This is a genomic window from Mangrovicoccus algicola (assembly GCF_014903745.1).
GTDB lineage: Bacteria > Pseudomonadota > Alphaproteobacteria > Rhodobacterales > Rhodobacteraceae > Mangrovicoccus > Mangrovicoccus algicola.
Window position 1 is genome coordinate 1 of the sequence record NZ_JACVXA010000009.1, and the last position, 15,904, is coordinate 15,904.

At 57.7% G+C, this 15,904-nt stretch carries 15 protein-coding genes; 7 read left to right on the forward strand and 8 right to left on the reverse strand.

Annotated features, from left to right (window positions below; genetic code table 11):
* The first annotated feature begins 844 nt into the window (after positions 1 to 844).
* Complete coding sequence (locus tag ICN82_RS04380; RefSeq protein ID WP_193180040.1) at positions 845 to 1,774, forward strand: hypothetical protein; 930 nt, start codon at positions 845 to 847, stop codon at positions 1,772 to 1,774.
* Between the two features lie 32 nt (positions 1,775 to 1,806).
* Here ICN82_RS04380 and ICN82_RS04385 read toward each other — a convergent pair whose 3' ends face one another.
* The gene (locus ICN82_RS04385) at positions 1,807 to 2,814 is read right to left on the reverse strand and encodes a hypothetical protein (protein ID WP_193180042.1); all 1,008 of its coding nucleotides are present in this window, start codon (positions 2,812 to 2,814) and stop codon (positions 1,807 to 1,809) included.
* Positions 2,815 to 3,090: 276 nt separating this feature from the next.
* A complete protein-coding gene (locus ICN82_RS04390) occupies positions 3,091 to 4,005 on the reverse strand; it encodes a hypothetical protein (protein ID WP_193180044.1) in 915 nt (304 codons plus the stop codon).
* Positions 4,006 to 4,516: 511 nt separating this feature from the next.
* Here ICN82_RS04390 and ICN82_RS04395 point away from each other — a divergent pair.
* Together ICN82_RS04395 and ICN82_RS04400 are read left to right on the forward strand one after the other, a co-directional pair.
* Complete coding sequence (locus ICN82_RS04395) at positions 4,517 to 4,660, forward strand: hypothetical protein (RefSeq protein WP_193180046.1); 144 nt, start codon at positions 4,517 to 4,519, stop codon at positions 4,658 to 4,660.
* A 322-nt stretch (positions 4,661 to 4,982) separates the two neighbouring features.
* Entirely contained in the window at positions 4,983 to 5,603 is a 621-nt protein-coding gene (locus ICN82_RS04400; RefSeq protein WP_193180048.1) for an SOS response-associated peptidase, read from the forward strand.
* 536 nt (positions 5,604 to 6,139) lie between these two features.
* Here ICN82_RS04400 and ICN82_RS04405 read toward each other — a convergent pair.
* The 3 genes from ICN82_RS04405 to ICN82_RS04415 form a co-directional block, all read right to left on the reverse strand.
* Positions 6,140 to 6,847, reverse strand: coding sequence for an anti-sigma factor (locus tag ICN82_RS04405; RefSeq protein ID WP_193180050.1), 708 nt, complete (start codon positions 6,845 to 6,847; stop codon positions 6,140 to 6,142).
* Positions 6,844 to 7,356 (reverse strand): sigma-70 family RNA polymerase sigma factor, encoded by a 513-nt coding sequence (locus ICN82_RS04410; protein WP_193180052.1) that lies wholly within the window; start codon positions 7,354 to 7,356, stop codon positions 6,844 to 6,846. The genes ICN82_RS04405 and ICN82_RS04410 overlap by 4 nt, the downstream gene beginning before the upstream one ends.
* 160 nt (positions 7,357 to 7,516) lie before the next feature.
* Positions 7,517 to 8,320 (reverse strand): DUF4394 domain-containing protein, encoded by an 804-nt coding sequence (locus ICN82_RS04415; RefSeq protein WP_193180054.1) that lies wholly within the window; start codon positions 8,318 to 8,320, stop codon positions 7,517 to 7,519.
* A 612-nt stretch (positions 8,321 to 8,932) separates the two neighbouring features.
* Here ICN82_RS04415 and ICN82_RS04420 point away from each other — a divergent pair.
* Entirely contained in the window at positions 8,933 to 9,664 is a 732-nt protein-coding gene (locus ICN82_RS04420; protein ID WP_193180056.1) for a class I SAM-dependent methyltransferase, read from the forward strand.
* Between the two features lie 221 nt (positions 9,665 to 9,885).
* Here ICN82_RS04420 and ICN82_RS04425 read toward each other — a convergent pair whose 3' ends face one another.
* On the reverse strand, positions 9,886 to 10,302 hold the full coding sequence (locus ICN82_RS04425; RefSeq protein WP_193180058.1) for a MerR family transcriptional regulator: 417 nt from the start codon (positions 10,300 to 10,302) through the stop codon (positions 9,886 to 9,888).
* A gap of 67 nt (positions 10,303 to 10,369) precedes the next feature.
* On the opposite strand from ICN82_RS04425, the gene ICN82_RS04430 reads away from it, so the two are divergent.
* From ICN82_RS04430 to ICN82_RS04440, 3 genes are all read left to right on the forward strand, one after another.
* Complete coding sequence (locus ICN82_RS04430; protein WP_193180060.1) at positions 10,370 to 11,020, forward strand: cation transporter; 651 nt, start codon at positions 10,370 to 10,372, stop codon at positions 11,018 to 11,020.
* A gap of 7 nt (positions 11,021 to 11,027) precedes the next feature.
* Positions 11,028 to 11,300: a helix-turn-helix domain-containing protein gene (locus ICN82_RS04435; protein WP_193180062.1), complete on the forward strand. Its 273-nt coding sequence runs from the start codon at positions 11,028 to 11,030 to the stop codon at positions 11,298 to 11,300.
* Positions 11,301 to 11,709: 409 nt separating this feature from the next.
* A complete protein-coding gene (locus ICN82_RS04440; protein ID WP_193180070.1) occupies positions 11,710 to 13,527 on the forward strand; it encodes a sensor histidine kinase in 1,818 nt (605 codons plus the stop codon).
* A gap of 395 nt (positions 13,528 to 13,922) precedes the next feature.
* Here ICN82_RS04440 and ICN82_RS04450 read toward each other — a convergent pair whose 3' ends face one another.
* Positions 13,923 to 14,183 (reverse strand): hypothetical protein, encoded by a 261-nt coding sequence (locus tag ICN82_RS04450; protein ID WP_193180074.1) that lies wholly within the window; start codon positions 14,181 to 14,183, stop codon positions 13,923 to 13,925.
* Between the two features lie 1,468 nt (positions 14,184 to 15,651).
* Positions 15,652 to 15,861: a hypothetical protein gene (locus ICN82_RS04455; RefSeq protein ID WP_193180075.1), complete on the reverse strand. Its 210-nt coding sequence runs from the start codon at positions 15,859 to 15,861 to the stop codon at positions 15,652 to 15,654.
* Positions 15,862 to 15,904: the final 43 nt, after the last annotated feature.

Below are 15,904 nucleotides of genomic sequence, written 5' to 3' on the forward strand. Positions count from 1 at the left end.
GCCGCATAGTGAATATCGGCCCAGTCCGGGATCCGGGGGCAAGGTCAGCGCGGTCCCGGACCTCTGGAGAAAACTTGTTCCTGGTCTTGCTCATCGTGGCTTCTCTCTACTTGCGAGTTAAAGCCTCCGACAGACCCGGGGAGGGTCAGGGGCGGATTTTTACCTCCCCGAAACAACAATACGCTGCGGCGCCAAAACCTAAATTTAGTAATATTTCCATAGTTGCGATACTTAGCGATAATTGTGAGCAGGTACATTTCCCAAACACTCGCAGAACAAGGTAACGCCAGCCTCACAGCCTCTCGAATTTGACAGTCGGTACGACGGAAGGAGCATCACGCATAGTAGTCTCTCCTGCGTCAGCTATCTGGATACCTCACCCCCACGGAATCTGGTCAGTTTAAGGCGCAAATGTATTGAACCACTGGACTTTGCAGATCCGGATGCGAACAGGATGGGTCGTTCGCTTCTCGTTCGCCGCCTCGGCGACAAGGGGGGGGGGGATGGGCTGGATACGGCACCGTATGCCCGCGGCACGCTCCCAAACCGGCGAAGCCCATGTATCGACCCAACGGTAGATCTTATGAAAACTCACACATCGAGAATATGCGAAAAGTGAAAATCTTGCATTGAGCACGAAGACTTTTCCATGAATTCATTAAGTTCTTAGACTACGGCCTGACCTTCAGACGGACCCCAGAGCGCTGAGAAAGGCCACTTTCCGGACGCTCCTTGAGGACGCTGCGATGTTATGACCATAGATCTCCAATGAAATATGTGTAAAATCCAAAAGCGAAATTAACATAGCAGAACACGCATACCCCACATCAAAAAGGCTGTCCGCATGACGCTACCGGATCACATCACTCAAACAGAAGATGGTGTACTATTGCTCGTTGGAGGCCGACACTCTACAGCTGGTTTTTTTAACGGAGAACGAGACCCCGGTAAACAATCGGTTAGGTACTTCTGGAGAAACCAGGAGATGCGGTCGCAATGGTGTCTAAAAAATGGCATAAAGTACCAGATGGTAATTTTTCCTGACAAATTAGTTCCCTACGCTGATAAAATATCTGGCTACGGAAACATGACTTCGTTGTTTGATCGCTGCTATAGAAAACATGAAGATTCATCGGCCGTGATTTACCTAAAAGTAGGAAGAGAAGATTATCTCAAAACGGACACTCACCTTTCCGCTACCGGCATAAAGTCTGCCACAATTCAGATCATGCAAAACTTGAAAATTGACCAACATAAACAATTTTTATCTCACTTCGAAGCCAGCCTTGAGCATCAATCTGACTTCTCCGGTGACTTAGCAAAGCAATGCGTTCCCGTACCCACGGAGACTTCAGAAAAGCTGGTTGGACTTCGAATGGGACAATACGCGTCTAATGGCGTAAAAAATGGAAATTTAGGGATCATAGATCTCAATATAAATCTAGAATCAACAAGAAAAGAGACGTTGGTTATATTTGGCGATTCTTTTTTTAGACAACTCCTGCCTTCTCTGTCTCATTATTTCAAAAAAATATTTTTTTTGAGGAGTCGCTTCTTTCATTATGAAATTATTAGGGCCCTTAATCCAGATGTCATCCTATCTGGGACGGCTGAGAGATATCTATCAAATGTCATGCCTGACGGGCAACGGCCTCATGCGCTTTCCTATCCACTAATTGAAGGCCGTGGAACAGAACCAACCGTAAACTTCAAAGAGCTTTGGAATGAAATTGTAGACAGCAGAAAACTAGCCCTTCCTGCAGTTCACAAATAAAAATGGGGAGGGTTGCCTCCCCAATATTGATTTTACATTGTATTTGGGAAACTTTCTAGTTCTTCTATTTTTGCTTTCAACCTTTCAATCTCAAGTGCATGACTTGACACTATATCCATAAGATTTCCCACTATGAAGTTAATGATTTCCCTCTCTCTATACTCATGCATCTCAGGCAAACTTCCACTCATCAAGTCGAGACCAAATTTTTTTTCTATGGCTTGAATTTCTGATTTATGCTTTTCAATTACAGGGGCCAACGAGCTATAATCAAATAGAAATTCAAATTTTTCCTCCAAACCGCTAGGCAAATCTCCGCCCCGCCTACCTTTTATTATCTCATCAAAATCTTTCGGCAAACTAATGCCCTGGACTTGATTATTGAATGATGCACGCAGCATCTGCTCTGCGACGGGAAGCCTTACTTGTCTTTTCTTCGCTCCTGCAGAGATCTTTACTCCAATAACCTGAGAAAAGTCTTCAAGAATATCTTTCCCACTATCGAACTGTCGCAAGCAAAAACTCTTGCCGAACAGTCGATCCCAATCATTAATAACTGAATACTGAGAAATCATTCTCTCTCCCGCCACGTGAAGATTCTCAATAGGACCGCTATTAGTTTTATGCAGCACCCCCCACTGAGAGCAAGCAGATGGAAGCCAGCTTTTCACAGGGCGAGCGTAAGCAACCAGCCTTAGCTCCACCAGTTGCTCCAACCGCTTAAAGAACGGTTTCATTTTATTAAGACGAGTAAGGAAACCTTCGTTCGAGATGATAAATTTTTCCGTTGCGCCTCTTTTGGATTCTGTCAAGAGATACTCATAGAACTTTTCGGCCTGCCGGATTTTTAGTTTTGGATCGAGCGCCAAAAAATTCGCAAACCCCCCTGGACCTGAAAACTCACGTCCAAGGAAGTCCATCCACATCCCAAGATAAGAGCAAGAACTCTTCTGCAACGCAGCATCACTTTGATCCAAAGCAGCTTGGATCGACGTAGTTCCTGTTTTTCCCATCCCGATATGGAAGAGCACTTGCACCATTTTACCACCTGTACATTCGCCAGTGATTCGACAGCTACCGAACCTTTGAACTGGCGCTAGCTGAGAGCGAAATCTAAAGTCAGCTAGTCACAATTTCCAACTATCTACAACCCACACTCGAACTCTCTAACCGCCCCTCGCTTGTCAAGAACTTTTATTGAAGTGACTAAACAGGTGAGCATGATTCTCAAGAAAAACGAGATCGTTCAGCTCCACGTCAGCAAGCTATAAAATGTCACTCTAACATTTCTCTTGCCTGCAGTATTAGAGCCTACGCTAGAGCGCATCCAAGACATGAGAAACCAAATTTTTCTCCCATTCCAAGCCTTCAGGAGAATTACGATACTTTGGATTACTCCATTCGTATCCGGGCGGATACGGGCTGCTAATAAAATCTACATTATCTGCAATTCTATGCAAACCGGGCGTCATCTTATTCTCTTCAAAATCCAAAATAATTAGTCTCGGACAAGACGCTCCGGCATTCTCAATGATTCTAAGGAGGCGATCCAAACTCGAGACATCGGACGGTACAAAGCTGACCCACCGACTTACAATATGCACTGCGCCAGGCCTCTTGCTAGACTGATAAAAGTTAGGAATGAGTTCAGAGACATGCTCTCGGAACCTTTCGAACTCGTTTACTGTCCACTCAGATCCTCGATGGTGGTTCCAAGTTACGCCGTAAGCTTTATCTACAACCATATCGAGTTGAGATGCACGATGTGTCTTGGCGCTTATGTTGCCGATCTGAGCATAATTCTTGAATTCACTCTCTAGAATATCGAACAACTGGGGAAATCTATGCACGCCCAAACAAAGAGGCGACAGATCCCGAATGCTATTTCTAAACCCCCACCTGTTCAGTAGATTCCAAGCGTGACACTCACACCCGAGACTCACGTAAGTACCTTCATCCAGGCCTTGACAATTTTTTGCGATAAATTCGTGGCGCTCTAGAGCTGTACCTCCTAGCCGTCTCGCCGCCACAAAAGATTCCGTATAGGAAATTCCGGTTTGATGCGCGGAATCAACAACTCTTTTTAGAAAAAGCTCCGGAAAGGGATGTGGGCTTTCATCTATCATTTTAAGCGCGCGATGCGTAAAATGTCTTAACTCTTCCCAGCGGTGTCCGTCTGTCAGTTCTCGAATCGTCTCCAGAGACGCCCGGTTATTGAAATCCTCGAGCACGACGGCACCCCATATCCACTTTCACCCACAGACCTACTTAACATACCCTGTTGTCGCTCAGATGCGATAAATTGTTCCATCACCGCCCCTTACACAACAGCTTGTATATCAAGGCTTTATTCGGATTGAACAAGCTTCTGTAGAGGCAAGTTACATATCTGACGATACGTAGCTCTCTTGGGAAAGCTGCAGGGGTCTCTTACAGCCGCATGTGGTTGATGCCTAGAACAGAAGAGGTCACCTCTACCGTGACGTATTACATGACGTCGTGAAACCTTTTGTCTGTGACACAAGCCGTCACCGCACCCTTCGCCTAGACCTCGAGAAGACGTGAACTAGGGACTTGCCCTAGCAAGCTCCAGCGTCCCAGCGCGGTTCTGCCATACCGCATTGTATGCGCGACTCTAGGCCGAATGCCAAAATCACAAATTCCTTGACTTGTTGCGCATTCAGATCTTAGTTGCCGATGCAGAATAGACATCTGCGATGAAAACTACAAAGGATCACTAACATGGCTGCTAGCGAAGAGCGCAAAGAGTTTCGTGAAGTTAAGATGCGTCTTGCGATTAAACTTGAGGAACTCGCTCGTCTCAAGGACGAAATTAGTGCCCTCCGGGACAAACAGGAAGAGATGAGAGCAAAACTTTCTGATTGATGCCACGCATCACTATCGATAACTTTCGGCGCCATAATGGCGCCGTTTTTTAGCACTACTCCTGAGTATGCGCGGCCTGACGCTCCCTGTTCAAGCTGATAAAGTATTATCGACATTTTATCTTTCAAGCCAATTTCTAATCCTATCTTCGGTATAGCTATATACAAGGCTCTCAGAGAGTCTACTTACGGTGGAGAAATCGTACATTTTTGGCTACATGACGCCCTCTTCCCGATCAACCCACAGGTGCAGGCAACTTTCTCCAGCTACAATCGAATGCGGGAACTTGCGAATTAGTCAAGCTAGACGAGAAGGCCTGAGCATGTGCAATCTCTACAGCAGCACCACCTCCCAAGAGGCAATGCGCCGCCTCTTCCACGGCATCTCCGACCGCGCGGGCAATCTTGCTGCTGCGAAGGTTTACCCCGACCAGCTAGCGCCGGTGATCCGACATGACGGAAGCGGGCTGGAGCTGGTCCGGGCGCGCTGGGGCCTCCCCTCCCCTCCCTCCGCGCTGAAGACCGCGCGCGATCCCGGCGTCACGAACATCCGCAACCTCGGCTCGCCGCATTGGCGCCGGTGGCTGGGCACAGCGCATCGCTGCCTGGTCCCGGTGACCTCCTTCGCCGAGGCCATCCGGGGCGGCAATCAATGGTTCGCGCCGACAGAGCCTAGCACTGTCATGTTCTTCGCAGGAATCGAGATCCGCAACTGGCGATCGATCCGGAAGGTGAAAGACGGGGAGACCGAGGATGACCTCTTCGCGTTCCTCACCTGCGAACCCAATGCGGAGGTCGCCGCGGTGCATCCCAAGGCGATGCCCGTGATCCTGACGCGGCCGGAGGAATGGGAAGCCTGGCTCACCTCCCCGATCGAGAAAGCACGCGAGTTGCAGCGCCCTTTGCCGAACGAAGCGCTGCTGCTGATCGAGGATGCGCAATAGAAGTCGGCCTCTTTCGGAGAAGTCGGCCGAACGGCACACGCGACCCACGGTAAACATCGGCCAAGTCCAAAAAAATTGACGCCGTCACGAAACCCGTGACGGCGTCTAAGGGAGCAAGTCCTAAAACATTTTTCCGCAATCGTTCCGCTCGGCGCGGTTTGGGTCTCGACAGCGGCACTCTTTACACGGGGTAAGTGAGCTTGCTCTGATTTAATGTTAGCGCTGGCGTAATAAATCGGTCAACAGTCACAATGCAAATGCAGCATATGTTTCCAAAATGTACTATATCTTTATCTGATCAAGAAAAGCTTGGAACTTCCCCAACGCCCGAGGAAGAGGCCTAAACAACAGATAGATATCGCTTTTTTTGATGAATCGTCCTGAGGCTAGAAAATAGGCAATCCCGACTCTCCGCTGCCGCAGAGGCATTGCTCATTCTGATCTAAATTGCTCATGCAGAGCTAGGGGCGTGATCGCAAGTCCATAACAGCGCAGCGCCACTCCCCCGTCATTTCGGGCTCTGCGCTGCCGACTTGCTAGATGACCGGATCGTTCGCGCGCCCCACGCCGAGGATCGGACCCGTCGGCAGGTTGGTGGGTGATCCCCCGGCGGGTTCCAGCGTGATCTCGTAAAGCTGTTGCGAGGCCGGGGCGGTGAGCCCGCGAATGGTCAGCGTTTCCGACCTGCCATCGGCCAGCAATCCCAGAGAAACCGGCGGACCGGCGTCGTCGGGCTTGGTCCAGACCTGCATGACGCGCCCGCTGGGGACCTCGGGCTGCTCCAGCAGGGTGATGCGGGTCGTGTTGTCCCGCGCGCTTTCCACCAGCGCGACGGCATCGCCATCCGCATCCAGCAGGACCGTCACCACCAGGGGGGCCGGCGGCACCATCAGCGACCAGCCCGCGATGCAGGCCATCAGCAACGAGGCCGCGACCGCCCCGAAGGCGGCGCCGCGCCAGCGGGCAAGCCGCGCGCGCATCTCGCCCAGATCCACCACCTCCGCCGGAGCCGGGGGGATCTGCGCCGTGTCCAGCCGGTCGGAAAGCCGGTCCCAGAACCCCTCTGGCACGGGCAAGGGCGTGGCGGTGTCGTCCAATGGCGCAAAGCGTTGCCGCGCGCGTTCCAGCCGCGCCGCCAGGGCGGGATCGGCGGCGGCCATGCGCTCCAGCCGCGCGCAATCCGCGTCGGAGGCCAGCCCCAGGACGACCTCGTCGATCAGCATGTCCAGAGAACGCTCCGTCATGACAGACACTCCCTCAGCTTGATCAATCCGCGCCGCATCCGGGCCTTCACCGTTCCAAGGGGGCTGTCCAGGCGCCCGGCGATTTCCCCGTGGCTGTGCCCCATGACATAGGAGGCCAGGATGGCATCGCGGGTCGGCGCGTCCAGCCGGTCCAGGCACTGGCGCAGCCCCGTCGCATCCTCGAGACCGCCATGGGCCTGGGCAAGCACCTCCGGAAGCGGCGTCGTGTCGAGATCGGCGGCATCGGTGCTGACCTCGCGCGCCTCCTGGCGCAGCATGGTCAGGCAGCGATTGCGCAGGATCGTGTAGATCCAGCCCCTGGCGCTGCCGCGGCCGGGATCGAACTGCGCGGCCCGGCGCCAGATCAGCACGAGCGCATCCTGCACCGCATCCTCGGCCAGGTCGGACCGCCGCAGCATCCGCCGCGCCACGCCCAGCATGCGGCCGCCCTCGGCATCGAGGAGGGTCTTCAGGGCCGAGCGGTCGCCCGAGGCGCAGGCGGCAAGCAAGGCGGAATGGTCGGTATCGATGGCAGTCTCTCCCCTCCCGCCGGGGCGCGCCCCTCGGTCGCTACAGGGCTAGGCCGGGGCGGGCCGCCTGTCAAACCGGATGGCGCGCCCGGGCTCCGCCGCCCCGGGGTCGGGGCGGCGGCGAAGGGTGCGGGGTCGCTCACATCTTTTCTGCGGTCATGAAGGTGATGTCGCGGATCACGGCGTCGCCCGCGCCCTCGATGTCCCAGCTTTCCGTGATCGCGCCGTCTTCCAGCGACACGGTGTGCAGCTGGCCTGCCGCGACCAGCCAGGCGGTGTTGGCGCCCTCCGCATCGGTGGCGATGTCGAACGCATAGCTGTCGGCCGCATCGATGCCCAGCTTGCCTACGGCGGCCAGCGTCCCGTCATTGGGCGAGGTCTGCCGGATCAGCGCGACGATGGTGCTGTCGATATCGTACATCGCGGTGGCGTCGGGCTTGCCGTAGCTGTTGATATAGGCGGCGGCGACGATGGCAGGCGCCTCGCCGGCATGCATGTCCTGCTCCTCGAAGGCCAGCGACCCGTCGACGGTCACGGCGCCGCTCTCGATATCGACGCGGTGGTTGGTGGTGCCGGACATGAAGCGCAGCTTGTCCGCCATCGGGTTGAAATCGACGATGACCGGGGCCTCCCCCTCGATCGGCAGTTCCGTATCCATGGTGGAGATCACGGTGGCCTCGCCCGAGATCGGGTCGATTTCCACGATGTCGAACGTGTCGGTGACCCCGATCAGCTGGCCGTTGGAGGGACGCAGGTCGATGCCCAGGAGGCGGTCCACGCCGGTGACTTCCATGCTCTCGCCGACCGTGGCGGTGCCCGCGTCGATCACGTGCAGCATCCTGTCGCCGCTCAGCGCGACGGCCTTCATCCCGTGGTCGTCTGCCTGGGCAACGGTTGCGGTCAGGGCCAGAAGGCCAAGGGTCGCGGTTGCGGTCTTCATCATCTCGGGTCTCCTCATGACGCGTCGCCGCAGGGTATTCCGCAGCATCGCTACCCCCATGACTCCGCCCGGATGCCGTTTGGATGCATGGCGAGGAGGAATATTTTGAGATCGGTCTCCAATTGAATGCCTCGACCAAGACACGGCGCCCCGCCCAACGAGGGCCGACGGCCTGCATGACTACCGCCGATCCCTGCCCCTTACCAACGACCGCTGGCCACTGCCGCCCGCCCGCGAGCAATTCGCCCAACACCCGACCACCCGCCTGGCGCGGCAGATGGCCTATCCCACGGTCACGAGCGGCGCGGCGTCAGCCAAAAAAGGACGGAAAGCAGGCATTCGCTGCGCCAAGCCCGAGCGACCGCACCGCGGACATTCCGGCCACTCGCGTGGCGATGAAATTGACTTTTCTAACCTCACGGTCGATACTGTTCGCATAGTTGAGAAGGACATCCTTATAGACGCCCGGTCAGCCGGTGTCCCCTTGGCGGGATGCCGGGATGACGATCACGCGACCTGACCACGCCGATTGCCAGCCTCGGCCTCGCCCTTTCGGACGAGGTTTGGTGGCATTGAAAACGTGCCTCTTCCTTCCCTTTTTCTCTGGAGATGAACATGGCACAGAATATCTACGACAATCGCGATTTCTTCGCTGGCTACAGCCAGCTTCCCCGCCAGGTGCTAGGGCTGGATGGTGCGCCTGAATGGCCCGCCGTCTGCGCGTTGCTGCCAGACGTGGCAGGCAAGAGCGTGGCCGATCTGGGCTGCGGCTTCGGTTGGGCATCCCGCTGGTTCCGCGAACAGGGGGCGGCAACGGTCCTGGGTCTTGACCTGTCCCGAAACATGATCGACCGAGCCCGGGCCGACACGGACGATGCCGCCATCACCTATCGCATTGCCGATCTTGACGCGCTCGACCTTCCGGACGCCGAGTTCGATCTGGTTTATAGTGCGCTGACCTTCCACTACGTGCAGGACTTCAGACGGCTGATGCGGGCGATCCACCGCGCGCTGTTGCCCGGCGGCGATCTGGTCTTCACCATCGAGCACCCGATCTTCATGGCCGCGACCCATCCGCAATGGATCAAGGACGAGGACGGTCGCAAGACATGGCCGGTCAACGGCTATTCAATGGAAGGCGAACGCCGCACCGACTGGTTCGCCGAGGGAGTGCTAAAGCAGCATCGGACACTGGCGACTACGATAAACACCTTGCTCGGCGCGGGCTTCGCCCTGCGACGGATCGAGGAGTTTTCACCGACATCAGACCAGATCGCGGCGATGCCAGAGCTGGCCGAAGAGATGGAGCGGCCAATGATGTTGATGGTTTCGGCATACAAGAGTTGATCTCGTTTCCGCCCGGGCCTACCGGCCAGGCGGCATGTCACCGACTGTCTTGAAAGGGCTCGAAGCCGACCTTGGCTGCACCCGTCCTGAATGTCTGCGGAGGGCCGAAAGAGGACATTCGCGGAATCCGTGAGATTTCAACGAGATAGGCGTATAAGCTGGTATTCGTTTTGATCTCAAACCACGATAGTCGGCAGGCCATCCAAGGTTGGCTTCAAGTCCTAGGCCGACCTTCTACCCCGGTCCAATGCCTCCAGAATGCGGCAGTTGGATATCGTTGTGCCGCCCTCACACTGTGCGCCAATGTTGCGGAGTTCTGCGGCAAGAGCGTTGAGATCGGCGATCTTCGCCTCGACCTCGGCCAGATGCATGCGTGTTAGCCTATCCACGTCGTGGCAGGACTGCTGGCGGTCCGATGACAACGCGGCCAGATCGGCGACCTGTTCCAGCGAGAACCCTAGATCACGGCAGCGGCGCACGAAACGCAACCGATCAAGATGTGCTTTGGCATAGACGCGATAGTTCGCGGCGCTGCGCTCGGGCTCGGGCATCAGGCCGATGCTCTCATAGTAGCGGATCGTCACAACCTTGGTATCCGTCAGGCGGGCCAATTCCCCGATGCGGTATGTCTCTGTCATGGGCTTGACCCTATAGTTGCTATAGGCCGTAGATATGAGGGCAACTGGACCAAAATGCGAGTCGATCATGCCCTGTTGCTCTTCCGATGCCTGCGCCTCCACTACGGGATCCTCCCACCGTTTCCGCCGTGTGCTGTGGGTCGTGCTCGTCATCAATGCAGGAATGTTCATCGCCGAGATTGCGGCCGGAATGCTTGCGGGTTCGGCCGCGCTTCAGGCCGATGCGCTCGATTTCCTTGCGGATGCTACGAACTATGCGATCAGCCTGACCGTGCTGGGGATGACCCTGCGCTGGCGGGCGGGTGCGGCTTGGGTCAAGGGCGCGTCGATGGGGGTGTTCGGCCTGTGGGTGATGGGCACGGTGATCTGGCATGCGATGCACGGCTCGGTGCCGCATGCGCCGACCATGGGCGTGGTGGGCACGCTGGCGTTGGTCATGAACGTGATCTGCCTTGTGCTGTTGACCGCGTTTCGAGAGGGCGATGCGAACATGCGCTCGGTCTGGATTTGCTCACGCAACGATGTGGTCGCCAATTTGGCTGTTCTGCTGGCCGCGTTCGGGGTGTTCGGCACCGGGACGGGATGGCCCGACTTCATCGTGGCCGCTCTGATGGCAGGCCTTGCCCTGCACGGCGCGGGACAGATAGTGTGGGCCGCTACGCGTGAATGGCGCAGTGCGTCCTCAATGACCATTCCCGCCCCTGGGGCTACTAAATAAAAATCCGATGATGTTCACCATCCAGCCCAAACGCCTGACGGAGATCCGCAAGGCACGCGGCGTCGGCCGCCCGCGCCTTGCCAAACTGTCTGGATTGACAGAACGGCAGATCGCGCGGCTCGAAGGTGCCATCCCGTCCGAAGGAACACATACCGAGGACACGATCCTGCGGCTGGCCTCGGCGCTTCAGGTTCGCCCCGAGACGCTGACGAGCACAGCACCTCTGACCAGCAACGACTTCTTGGAGGTCCCCCAATCCCGCTGCTGTAGCCGGTGCTGACTCAATAACCGGGCAGGCGAAACGGTAGTTTTTCCACGAATAACGACTGGCAGGAATGTCCGCGCTGCCAACTTAGATCCTTCGAAAATGCGGCGCGGCGGACGAATGGCCGATCTGATGAAGCTGTACTGCGGCAATCGGCGAGAGACCGAATGGGACGACTGGCCGATACTGCTAGATCCGCCAGCCGGCACCCTGGATGCCCGGGCATGGGCCACCGGGGGTCGGCTGTCCAGTTCTCACGAAAATCGCGCGCACGAAACTCCTTGCGACTCGCAGTTAGGTGATAGTCGTCTTTCGCAAAAGGATGGCCTATAAAACGATCTGGGGGCTTCTGGCCCGGGGACTAAACGAGGGAACGACGATGCGTCACGTTGGGGCCGGGGCATTCCTGGACGGTGGTGGCAGGATGGGGCAGCTCATTCGGGAGCACGACTGGACATCCACACCTCTCGGTCCGCCAGAGACATGGCCGCAGTCGCTCCGCTCGGCGCTGTCGATCTGCCTCAACTCCAGCTTCCCGACGGCAATCTACTGGGGACCCGAGCTGCGGCTGCTCTACAACGATGCCTGGGCCCCGATCCCGGCGGAGCGGCACCCCTGGGCGCTTGGGCGTCCCGCGGCGGAAGTCTGGCACGATATCTGGGAGGTGGTGGGACCGCAATTCGCGAGGGTTCTCGAAACGGGGGAAGGGATATCCACCTACGATCAGATGCTGCCGATGGAGCGCGGCGGGATCGTTCAGGAAACCTACTGGAACTACAGCTTCACCGCGATCCGGGGCGAGGACAACCGCATCGCCGGGATCTTCAACCAGGGCAACGAGACCACCCAGCTCGTGCAGGCGCGCCTCAACGCCGCCAAGGAAGTCTCCCGCCTGTCGAGAATGTTTCGGCAAGCGCCTGGAGCGACCGCCATCCTTCGCGGCCCCGACCATGTGTTCGAAATCGCCAACCCGGCCTATCTCGAGCTGATCGGCAGGGAGGACATTCTCGGCAAGCCCGTCAGGGAGGCCCTGCCCGAGGTGGTGGCCCAGGGCTTCACGGAGCTGCTTGATCAGGTCTACAGCAGCGGGGAAACCCATGTCGGCCACGCTGCACCGGTCGCGCTCAACCGGGGCGGCACCATCGAGGAGCGGCACGTCGACTTCGTGTTCCAGCCGATCTTCGACGAGGCCGGAGGGCGCCAGGGCATCTTCGTCCAGGCCACGGACGTGACCGATACGATGCACGCCCTCACGGCCGCGCGCGACAGCGAACACAAATACCATGCGATCGTGAACTCGATCGAGCAGATGATCTGGTCGACCCGGCCCGACGGCTACCACGACTACTTCAACGACCGGTGGTACGACTTTACAGGCGTTCCGGAGGGCTCGACCGATGGCGAGGCGTGGAAGGGGATGTTCCATCCCGACGATCAGGACCGCATCAATGCCGTCTGGAGCGACAGCCTTGCAACGGGCAAGTCCTACCACATCGAATATCGCCTGCGGCATCACTCCGGGGAGTATCGCTGGGTGATCGGGCGCGCCCAATGCGTGCGGGACGAAAGCGGCCGGATCGTCCGGTGGTATGGGACCTGCACGGACATCCACGCCCTGAAGATGGCCGAAGAAAGTCGGCAGCTGCTTCTCGACGAGCTGAACCACCGGGTGAAGAACCTGTTCACGCTGGTCAGCGGCATCGTGTCCATGACGGCGCGCAAAAGCGAGACCCCTGCGGAGATGGCCGCGGCGGTCAAGGGACGCGTGCAGGCCTTGGCGCGGGCCCATGACCTGATCCGCTTCAGCGCCCAGGGAGCGATCACCTCGGGCCGCGTGTCGCTCGGCGATCTGGCCGACCAGATCCTGGCGCCGCATCTGACCGAGGATCTCGTCGGCGCGACCCTGTGCGAAGGACCCCAGATCCAGCTTGGCGAACGGGCGTCGACCAGCATGGCCCTGATCCTGCACGAGCTCGCGACCAACGCCGCCAAGTATGGCGCGCTGCACCAGCCCGGCGGCCGCCTGTCGATACGCTGGACGGTCTCGGGGCCCAACCTCGCACTCACCTGGGCCGAGGAGTGCGCGACCCCGAAGACGGTCGAGGTCTCGGGGTCCGGCTTCGGCAGCCGCCTGATCAGGAGCACGGTCGAGGGTCAGTTCATGGGCCAGATCAACTTCGGCTCGACTGCCTCGGGCATCCTCATCCAGATGGAGCTGGAACTGGATCGGCTGTCGGCCTGAAGGCGCGCTGAAAACGACGCGGGCGGGCCGCTGCGGGCTCCTGAGCCGCCGCGGCCCCGACGAATGGATGCCGCCTCTGGCCACCTACAACTGCGCCTACATCAACCCCTTCGTCGCGCTGGTCCCAAAGTAAGAGCTGGAGCCGTCGCAGGTGGAAGGTTGAGGCAGCGTGGGCAGGTCAGATCCAGCACCAGACCAAGACAGCACGTTTCAATATCAGCATGGAGCGCGGACTGATCGACGCGATCGACCCCGCGGCCGAACGTGCCGGACTCAGCCGGTCGGCTTATCTGGCCATGGCGGCGCGCCGGGAGATCGAGGGCACGGCAGCCTGATCTCCGCCTACGGGCACGCCTCATCAAGAAGCCCCGCTTGGTCTTCCGGCGGGGCATCGCTCAGTTGGAGCGTCTCTTCCGGTCGCTCCCCGCCCCCGCTATCTCTGCGAAGCTTTCCGGCTCTCCTTCAGCCGCAAGCTCGCAGCGAAGCGTGATTTGCATGTTCGAAATCGCATGCGCCACCGCATGACCATCGACCTCAACAGTGACCGTGCCGACAATTTGGTCGAACTCGTCGAACATTATCACGCCCAGCCTACCGCCATCTGGAGACTCTTCGGACGAACCTGAACGACTCATCTCAATACGCTTGATCCGCATCTGGCTACCACCTGAACGATCCAGGATCCAAATGATTGGACCCCACGCGAATGGGAGTTTCAAACACAATAAATACAATGTGAGCTGATTCGTCCAATGTGACGTCGAAGTTTTAAGCATCGGCCCAGCTCGGCACAATAGCGGCTGCCGACAGATCGCGCCGACCGCACTGCCGTCCAGTCACGCTGTGGGCGCTACCTCAGTCGTCGGTCAAGCAAAAGAGAGATCTGCAGGCGACGCAGAACCTCAAGGATTTGATCCTTGGCGCGTTCATCACGGCAGATCCATCGTGCCATTAGAATAAGAAGCAGGCAAATCCGATCGCGCATCACGAGTCTCCCACATTCTAAGGGGACGATAATTCATTTCCGCCTTTTTTGGAATAGACGGCGCGTCTGAAGCGGGATCCCCCTCCTCCGCCTCGGCCCCCGATCGGCCTCTTCAATGCAGCCGACGTAACTATCGATCTGGACCAATTCTCTATTTCCACGCGAAAAACCGACACTCTGGGCAGCGCACAGTTCACCGGGTAGGCTGAAAGCAGCGCCGGAGGCGGGAGCACAGGTTCTTAGCTTACTCCCTATGTAACGCCCCCTTTGGGCGCGTGTTGAAGATGAAAGGCCGAGCTGAGTTAGCCCAACTCCACGTTGAAATGACCTCTCATCACTTGATACGACAGTACCATTAGAACTGAGCGCTCGGCTCCCATAACCTGCTCATCGCAGCCGTCGAATATATCCAGCGCACCAGCGAGGCGAGGGGCGCTGGGCTGCGCGACGATGGTCACGATCCTCCGCTTGTACCGCATCGACCCGACAAGACCACCCCCGTTAGAAAGCTCTTGGCAAAGTGAAAGGACATCATCCTGATGGTAGGGGCTTCCAAGGGCGGTCGTCAGTTCCAGAACATCGATCCACGGAAGGTCCGAGATGCTCATGATCGGCGACCGGTGGAACGTCACGGGGTGCCCGTTGTAGTCAAGACTCACGGCACTCATCAATTCGCCCTCCCCGCGGAATTCTCTTGCCGCTCAAGTGCAAACTAGTTGCGTTATTCTATCCAATCAGATCGACATGAGCGTTAAGGCCCTTGGCGAGATTTCCGCTTCTGCCCGTGCAAAACTTTTCAAAAAAGATGGCGCCGCCACGGGCTGGTGGCGACGCCTAAGAAAGCAAGCCATGATACACGTCCGACAGCTAACCGGACGGCGGGGCGCAGGGTGACTGCCAGCACTCGTTACGAGGGAAGAGCGTTGCTGTTCGGGAAGTTAGCGCACCCCCAAAAGCTCCGTCAACGTTCATGGTGCAGCTGCGGCATTGTGGTCGCGAACGCCTCAGCTCTGTCCGGTTTTGGCAAGATTATTCCGCCCCTCGCCGCGCACCGCTTCGCCGCCGCCTCGTTCAGCTTGTGGCTCATCCAACGCCGAAAATGCGATACAAACCAATTTGTGGCTCGCAACGGACGCATCCTAACCCGCCTCCCTGTCGCCACCCCGCGGCGGCCCCATGTTACCCACCGGCACGTGCCACGCGAGCCGCACATCCCACCGCTGCCCGTGCGCGCTGCAGGCCGAGCAGCGCAGCCGGGCGCGGAGGGCGTCCAGCTCGGCGCTGAAATAGTTCTCGATCGGCACGGCCCCGGAATGGCCGCAGCGGCAGTAGACGTGCATGTACAGCATGGCGAATCCCTCGGGACAAAAAGGGAACACCCGTGGCACGAAA

Excerpts from the sequence above, each read along its gene's own strand:
- ICN82_RS04380 (WP_193180040.1), top strand. The coding sequence starts at position 845 with ATGACGCTACCGGATCACATCACTCAAACAGAAGATGGTGTACTATTG.
- ICN82_RS04385 (WP_193180042.1), bottom strand. The coding sequence starts at position 2,814 with ATGGTGCAAGTGCTCTTCCATATCGGGATGGGAAAAACAGGAACTACG.
- ICN82_RS04395 (WP_193180046.1), top strand. The coding sequence starts at position 4,517 with ATGGCTGCTAGCGAAGAGCGCAAAGAGTTTCGTGAAGTTAAGATGCGT.
- ICN82_RS04400 (WP_193180048.1), top strand. The coding sequence starts at position 4,983 with ATGTGCAATCTCTACAGCAGCACCACCTCCCAAGAGGCAATGCGCCGC.
- ICN82_RS04405 (WP_193180050.1), bottom strand. The coding sequence starts at position 6,847 with ATGACGGAGCGTTCTCTGGACATGCTGATCGACGAGGTCGTCCTGGGG.
- ICN82_RS04415 (WP_193180054.1), bottom strand. The coding sequence starts at position 8,320 with ATGATGAAGACCGCAACCGCGACCCTTGGCCTTCTGGCCCTGACCGCA.
- ICN82_RS04420 (WP_193180056.1), top strand. The coding sequence starts at position 8,933 with ATGGCACAGAATATCTACGACAATCGCGATTTCTTCGCTGGCTACAGC.
- ICN82_RS04425 (WP_193180058.1), bottom strand. The coding sequence starts at position 10,302 with ATGACAGAGACATACCGCATCGGGGAATTGGCCCGCCTGACGGATACC.
- ICN82_RS04430 (WP_193180060.1), top strand. The coding sequence starts at position 10,370 with ATGCCCTGTTGCTCTTCCGATGCCTGCGCCTCCACTACGGGATCCTCC.
- ICN82_RS04435 (WP_193180062.1), top strand. The coding sequence starts at position 11,028 with ATGATGTTCACCATCCAGCCCAAACGCCTGACGGAGATCCGCAAGGCA.
- ICN82_RS04440 (WP_193180070.1), top strand. The coding sequence starts at position 11,710 with ATGGGGCAGCTCATTCGGGAGCACGACTGGACATCCACACCTCTCGGT.
- ICN82_RS04450 (WP_193180074.1), bottom strand. The coding sequence starts at position 14,183 with ATGCGGATCAAGCGTATTGAGATGAGTCGTTCAGGTTCGTCCGAAGAG.
- ICN82_RS04455 (WP_193180075.1), bottom strand. The coding sequence starts at position 15,861 with ATGCTGTACATGCACGTCTACTGCCGCTGCGGCCATTCCGGGGCCGTG.